A 5,826-nucleotide genomic window follows, 5' to 3' on the forward strand; every position below is an offset into this window, starting at 1 on the left:
GGAGTCTTATCCCGCCTCCCAGAGCTATGTAACCCTGGGCATAGGACACTGCCGAGGCCAACACGATTCCAGGGAATGGGTACTCGTCCATTTCCCCTGCACCGGCCATTCCAAGGAGGATTCTCTGACTGGAGTTTGAGAGGGCCAGGAACAGGCCCAGCGGAGCTGAAGTCATGGCGCCGCTCTTTACGGCTTCCCCTGCGTTGAGCTCCATAACTTCCAGGGTGCCGTTTCCCGAGGGAAAGCAGAGGACGGCCTTCCCGGCCGCATCCCCAAGGATTGCATCGGAGCCCACTCCAAACAGGAGAGTCAAGTTGAGGCCGGTGTAGACGGAGGGATTCTTGAGGCTCCCATCATCCCCGATGTCCATCGTTACAAGCCCGCCGGAAGCCGTTGATGCCGCCACGAAGACGCCCTTCCTGAGGGCCACGCCCGCGGCGGAGGTAAAGGTCTCGTTGCCCCCGTAGGCTCTTCCCCAGACCACGTTGCCATAGGGGTTGAGGCGCAGGATCCAGACGGATGATGGGACGCTGAATAGAACCCCCGAGCTGCGCCCGATGAGGTAGATTGAGCCTTCGTTGATTGCGACCGAGCCCATTAGGTCAGAACCGCTCGTCCCATAGGAGAAGGCCCACAGAGGGACCCCATCGGGCGAGAGCTTCATGGCAAAGTAATCGTAATCTGAACCCCTTTCAGCTGTCCCCGCCGCCACTATGGCACCGTCTTCCTCAACCGCAACCGAATTCAGGATCACCCGGTAGCCTTCCACTGGGTAGAGCTTTGCCCAGACAACGTTTCCGTTCCTGTCGAGGCGCACTACCAACGGGGCTACGCTTCCGTTTTGGACGGTCTCGCCGACGGCCACGACGTCACCGTTTGGGGCTACGGCGAGGGCGGAGACGGTATCGTAGTCCTTAAACCCCACAACCCGGAACCAGGCGCCGCTCGCGGCGGCATAGCCCGAGAGAAGCAGTAGAATCATCGCAATTGCTAAGGCCCACTCCTTCATGTTTATCCCCTCGGGAGTTAAGGGTTCCGGCTTAAAGGCCTTTCTGAAACACCCGGGGCAGTTCCTCACTCCAGCCCCCTCAAAAACCTCTCAATCTCACCTAAGATGAAGTTCATCGCCCCGTCGAGGTTTCTCTTCCCGTTCGCCCCGGCGGCCCCGGCATGACCGCCTCCCGAGCCCCCGATCATCGGTCCGACTTTCTCCATTATCCTGCCCAAGTGAAGGCCTTTTTTCACGAGGCTCTCCCTGGCCCTCGCGGATATCCTGACCCCCTTCTTCTCACTGCCCACCACTGCTATATCAGCGCCGAGCTGGAGGAAGACCTTGCAGGCGTAGGATTCATAGGCTGAGACCCTGGAGACAGCTATGATGTACTTCCTGAACTTCCTCACCTCAAGCCTCTGGCAGGCCTTAAGAACCGCCATCCTCTTCGCCTGGTCCGTGTTCTCCTCCCCCACCGGCGCAACGAGCTGGTAGATCTCCCCCATCTGAACTGGAAAGAGGGCGAGCATCTCGCTCACGGCTTTAAAAGTTTCCGCGTTGGCAAAGCGGAAGGAGGCGGTGTCGGTTAGGACTCCGGCAAGTAAAGCCTTCACGCTCTCCTCATCGGCGAAGCCGAAGTACTTGAAAAGCTCCCAGACGATCTCGGCCGTCGAAGTCCTCGACGAGTCCACTACCGCTATGTCAGCCTTTATCGGCCTCTCCTTCTCCATGTGGTGATCCACGAGGATCGTGAACTTCCCGAGGGGGATCTCGATCGGCTCAAGCTGCTCCAGGGAGGAGGTGTCGAAGATCACGACCACGTCCTCCGAGACCTCGGGGTTCCTCTCAACGGGAACGGGAGAGAGGGGAAGCAGCCTCCTCGCATAGGAGGAAACGCTCTGGGCGACGCCTATCCTCACCTCATCAAACCCCTTAGCCTTTAGAAACCTGGCAAAGGCTATGGCGGAGCCGAGGGAGTCCGGATCGGCGTTGTGGTGGCAGAGGAGGAGGAAAGACCTGCCCCCTGCACCCTCAAGAAAGCGCTTGAGTTTGATTTTCCCCTTCATCTCGGTTCCTCTAAAGCTTTTTCAATCCTCTCCACGAAGGCTTTGGCGCCTTCCTCTTCCCGGGCTGAAAAGTGAAGGCGTGGGAGGGACCCCCCTGACTGATCCGCCCAGATGGTTTTTAACGTCCTCGGCAAGGCGCCTTGCAGCCTCCCGATAATCCATCGGCCTCACCGGATGAAATTGGACGTTGGAGGTTTAATCCTTTGCGGCCAGTTCCTTCAGTCGTTTCTCAACGACCTCGTAAGCCCTTTCTATGGCTTTATCAACGAGGGCATCCGGGTCGGCCTTCAGGAAGACCGGCACTTCAAGGTACACCTCAACCTCAAGGTCGAGCGTTTCGTTCCTGTTTATCCTCGTCGTGACCTCGATGTCCTTGACCTCGCTCCTCGTCAGCTCGTTGAATATACACTGTAGGATGGTCTCCTGGGCGAGATCCCCTATGGCGACGAGCTCATCCTCGCTCAGCTCGGGGAGGCCTATGTGCACTATCCTCCTGCCGTCACCACCCATTTGGAGTCCCCCAAGAAAGGAGGGTCAGCCGGCCACGGGCGGCCTGAGGGAAGCCTGTATCTGGGAGGTCAGTTCCTTGAGCTTCTCGTTGAGCTTCTTCTCCTGCCTTTCAAGGGCGCTCAGGCGGACCTCAAGGGTCTCGATCTTGTCCTTGAGCTCCTCAACCGCCTTGGCCTTTTCAGTTCTGACTATCAGCGTCCCGACGGTCTTGTAAACGATTGCATCATCGGGCAGGCTCTCTATCTCCTCAAGCGCCTTCTTCGCATCGTTAAGATCCGCCTGGATCTTCTGCTTCTGCTGGACAACGAGCTGGAGCTGCTGCTGATAGCTCTCAAGCTGTCCCAACATCGCCTGAACCTGTGGTGGAACGTTCTGCATCACAAACACCTCCGTGACTGCAATGCCGGGTTAGAGTAGGGGCGGCCCTTTAAATAGTTTGAGGCTTGGAGGAAATCAGAGATCCAGGGCATCAGCCGCCACCTTGATCCACCTCAGATAGGAGTTGAGCGTTCCCCTCAGGGCGGAGCTGTCCCTGGCCAAAAAGCGGATCACCACCTTCCTTCCCTCCCTCATGAATTCAATCCTGCTCCTCCTGTAAGGAACGGTCTTGTGCTCGTACAAAACGCTTTCGTACACTATCCTGGCCGTCTCTTCGTCCGGGAACGCGATCTCGAGGTAGCCCTCTATCGGGTACACCTCTCTCCCCCCATATGGCTTATCAGGAGACCGATGCTGGCGGAGACGAAGATCCCGAGGACGCTCGTCAGGGAGGCGAGGGCGTACAGGTGCTCCGAGAGGATGCCGTATGTATAACCTACCTCCCCAACGAGGAGTCCAAGGACGCCGAAGCTCGATATCCCCGCCGCTCTCGTCAGGGACACCTTCAGATGGCCGCCCCAGATCAGCAGGGTTGTCAGGAATATCCTGAGGAGGTAGACTCCGACGAAGAAGTAGAGGATCTGAAGGGAAAGTTCGGCCTGGAAGTTTATGCCCCTCCACGCGAAGAATATGGGAGCGAAGATGCCGTAGGTGACGCCGGAGATTATCGTGCTGAGGCGCTCGTACTGCCTCGTCCCAACGAGATCGCTGTGGAGTATCAGACCGGTTAGGAAGGCGCCTATGCTGAAGTGAAGGCCGAGCTCCTCACTGATCAGGCCAAGGGACGTGGCCAGTATCATAACGACCCCGAAGGCCGCCTCGTCGCTCCTGAGCCTCCTCAGCTGGGTCATTATCCAGAGCCTGTGCTTTATCCCTATCAGGTGGTTTACACCGAGAACCGCTATCAAGAACAGAAGATCCTTGATTATGGCCACCGAAAGGCCGACGTAGCCCAAATGGTTGAGCTTTATGTCGATCATGAGGTACAGGATCACGAGGGTCCCGACCTCACTGATGACCGCGTAGGAGAGGGCTATGTGGAGGAACTCCTGTCCGAAAAAGCGGGTGAGCCTTATGACAACTGGAGCAGAGGCCACTGCCAAAATAGAGGCCATAACGATCGTATCCATGCCAATGCGGTAGTCAGTGAAGGGAACGGAGATGAGGAGCATGGCCACGAGGGTCACCACGTACAAGGGGAGGCTCGTCTGCCCCCCGATTCTGGCCTCCTCGGGGGTTAGTTCAAGACCTGCGTACATCATCAGGAAGAAGATCCCAAGCTCGGCGAGAAGGTTCAGGTCAGCCTGGGGAATTCCCTTGAGGAATGCGCCCAGGGCTATACCGGCGGTTATCTCCCCGAGGAAACCCGGGTAGCCAGCCCTCTCAAAGAGCTCGGCAAAGACCCTCGCCACTGCTATTATCACAAAAACGTAGCCTATGACCTCAAACGTCATCCCCCATCCCACCGGGTCAGCGGGTTCCTGGCCTTTTAGCCCCCAAAGCCTCCCTGTAGTCCCATCTCCGCCCGTCTTCCATTATCCAGATCTTGACGAGAATCAGGGGGCCCACAGCCCTCTCCTTTGTAACGTCGAGGCGGTAGAAGTTCACAGCCATTCCCCTCGGGTACCTCTCTATTATCCCAAGGGCGTCCGTTCCGTGCTCCTCCGCTATTGCGGTGAGGCTCCTCCCATCCCTCGGTACGAAGGTTCCTCCAGTCAGCTCCGCAAAGGCCCTCGCGAAGGCGAGGTGATCGACGCCGATCCTCTTGGCGGTGGTGACCACGAAGGGCATCTCCTCACGGATTGGCCTCAGGTTCCGGAACCCCATCTCACGCTGGAGCTTTATGCCGTGGAGGTAGAGGTAGCCGAGATAGCCCCAGCTCTCGGGATCAACCTTAATGAACGTCAGCTTGAGGGGGTTGCCCTTCCAGACGTTGACGACGAGAATTCTCTCGTAGTTCATGTCGTAGGCTTCCATCAGGAGATCCTTCACGGTCTTTTTTCCCCTCGTCAGGTAGAGGGAATTGGGAAAAACCCTCTCTAAGTCATGTCCGAGGCTCCTCGTCCTCCTCGTCGGACGGTGGGAAGTCGTTATGAGCATCATTGCATTCCTTAGCTCCAGGTTCACGGTTAAAAAGCTTTTTCATGAACCGCTGGAAATCCACCGGCCCGTTGCTCAAAGTTCCGCTTCGGCCGGTGGAGAAGAGAGGGACTCAGGGCCTCCTTCTCATCACTCCACGGGTTCAGTGGAGGTGCACTCTCCTCATCGTCCCTCACCTCACCCCCTCAACGTAGAGGAAGAGAGCCTTAAGGTATTCTGTGTCCTTTGAGGCCATGAGTATCGGGTGATCTGGAGCCTGCGTACGGTAGGGTTCCAGGAGCTTGAGGAACTTCCCGGCCTTGGCGGCTGCCGCTATGACCATGTCCTTGAAGGCCTGCATATCCACGTGCTGGGAGCAGGATGCAGTGACAAGTATGCCCCCGTCCTTTACCAGCTGAAGCCCGGCGTAGTTCACGTTGAAGTAAGCGCGAAGCCCGCGCTTGAGATCCTTCTCATGCTGGACGAAGGCAGGCGGATCGAGGATAACCACGTCGAACTTCTCACCGCGCTTTATCATCTCCTCCATGACCGGGAAGGCGGAGCCAACGACGTACCTCATCCTATCCCCGACGCCGTTCAGTTTGGCGTTCTCCTTGACCATCTCGATGGCCCATGGGGACTTGTCCACAGCCACAACCTCCTCCGCTCCAGCGACGGCGGCGTGAATTGCGAAGCCGCCGGTGTAGGTGAAGACATCTAAGACGCGCATGCCTGGCCTGACGTACTTCTCCAAAGCTATTCTGTTCTCCCTCTGGTCGAGGAAGAAGCCGGTCTTCTGGC

At 57.6% G+C, this 5,826-nt stretch carries 7 protein-coding genes and 1 pseudogene; all 8 read right to left on the reverse strand.

Annotated features, from left to right (window positions below):
* Nucleotides 1-1,009: pseudogene (locus MVB78_RS05455) on the reverse strand (hypothetical protein); the annotation flags it as partial.
* A gap of 65 nt (nucleotides 1,010-1,074) precedes the next feature.
* Nucleotides 1,075-2,058, reverse strand: coding sequence for a bifunctional oligoribonuclease/PAP phosphatase NrnA (locus MVB78_RS05460; RefSeq protein ID WP_297488935.1), 984 nt, complete (start codon nucleotides 2,056-2,058; stop codon nucleotides 1,075-1,077).
* A gap of 195 nt (nucleotides 2,059-2,253) precedes the next feature.
* Nucleotides 2,254-2,568, reverse strand: coding sequence for a DUF3194 domain-containing protein (locus MVB78_RS05465; protein ID WP_297488938.1), 315 nt, complete (start codon nucleotides 2,566-2,568; stop codon nucleotides 2,254-2,256).
* 24 nt (nucleotides 2,569-2,592) lie between these two features.
* Nucleotides 2,593-2,946: a prefoldin subunit beta gene (locus tag MVB78_RS05470; protein ID WP_297488942.1), complete on the reverse strand. Its 354-nt coding sequence runs from the start codon at nucleotides 2,944-2,946 to the stop codon at nucleotides 2,593-2,595.
* A gap of 75 nt (nucleotides 2,947-3,021) precedes the next feature.
* Nucleotides 3,022-3,264, reverse strand: coding sequence for a KEOPS complex subunit Pcc1 (pcc1, locus tag MVB78_RS05475; protein ID WP_297488945.1), 243 nt, complete (start codon nucleotides 3,262-3,264; stop codon nucleotides 3,022-3,024).
* Nucleotides 3,252-4,400 carry a cation:proton antiporter gene (locus MVB78_RS05480; protein ID WP_297488948.1) on the reverse strand — a complete coding sequence of 383 codons (1,149 nt, stop codon included), beginning with the start codon at nucleotides 4,398-4,400 and terminating at the stop codon, nucleotides 3,252-3,254. The genes pcc1 and MVB78_RS05480 overlap by 13 nt, the downstream gene beginning before the upstream one ends.
* A 16-nt stretch (nucleotides 4,401-4,416) precedes the next feature.
* A complete protein-coding gene (locus tag MVB78_RS05485; RefSeq protein WP_297488954.1) occupies nucleotides 4,417-5,049 on the reverse strand; it encodes a ribosomal biogenesis protein in 633 nt (210 codons plus the stop codon).
* A gap of 169 nt (nucleotides 5,050-5,218) precedes the next feature.
* Nucleotides 5,219-5,826, reverse strand: a 608-nt coding sequence (locus MVB78_RS05490) for a class I SAM-dependent rRNA methyltransferase (RefSeq protein WP_297488951.1), incomplete at its 5' end; no start/stop codon positions are given.

Source organism: Thermococcus sp. (genome assembly GCF_026991495.1).
GTDB lineage: Archaea > Methanobacteriota_B > Thermococci > Thermococcales > Thermococcaceae > Thermococcus.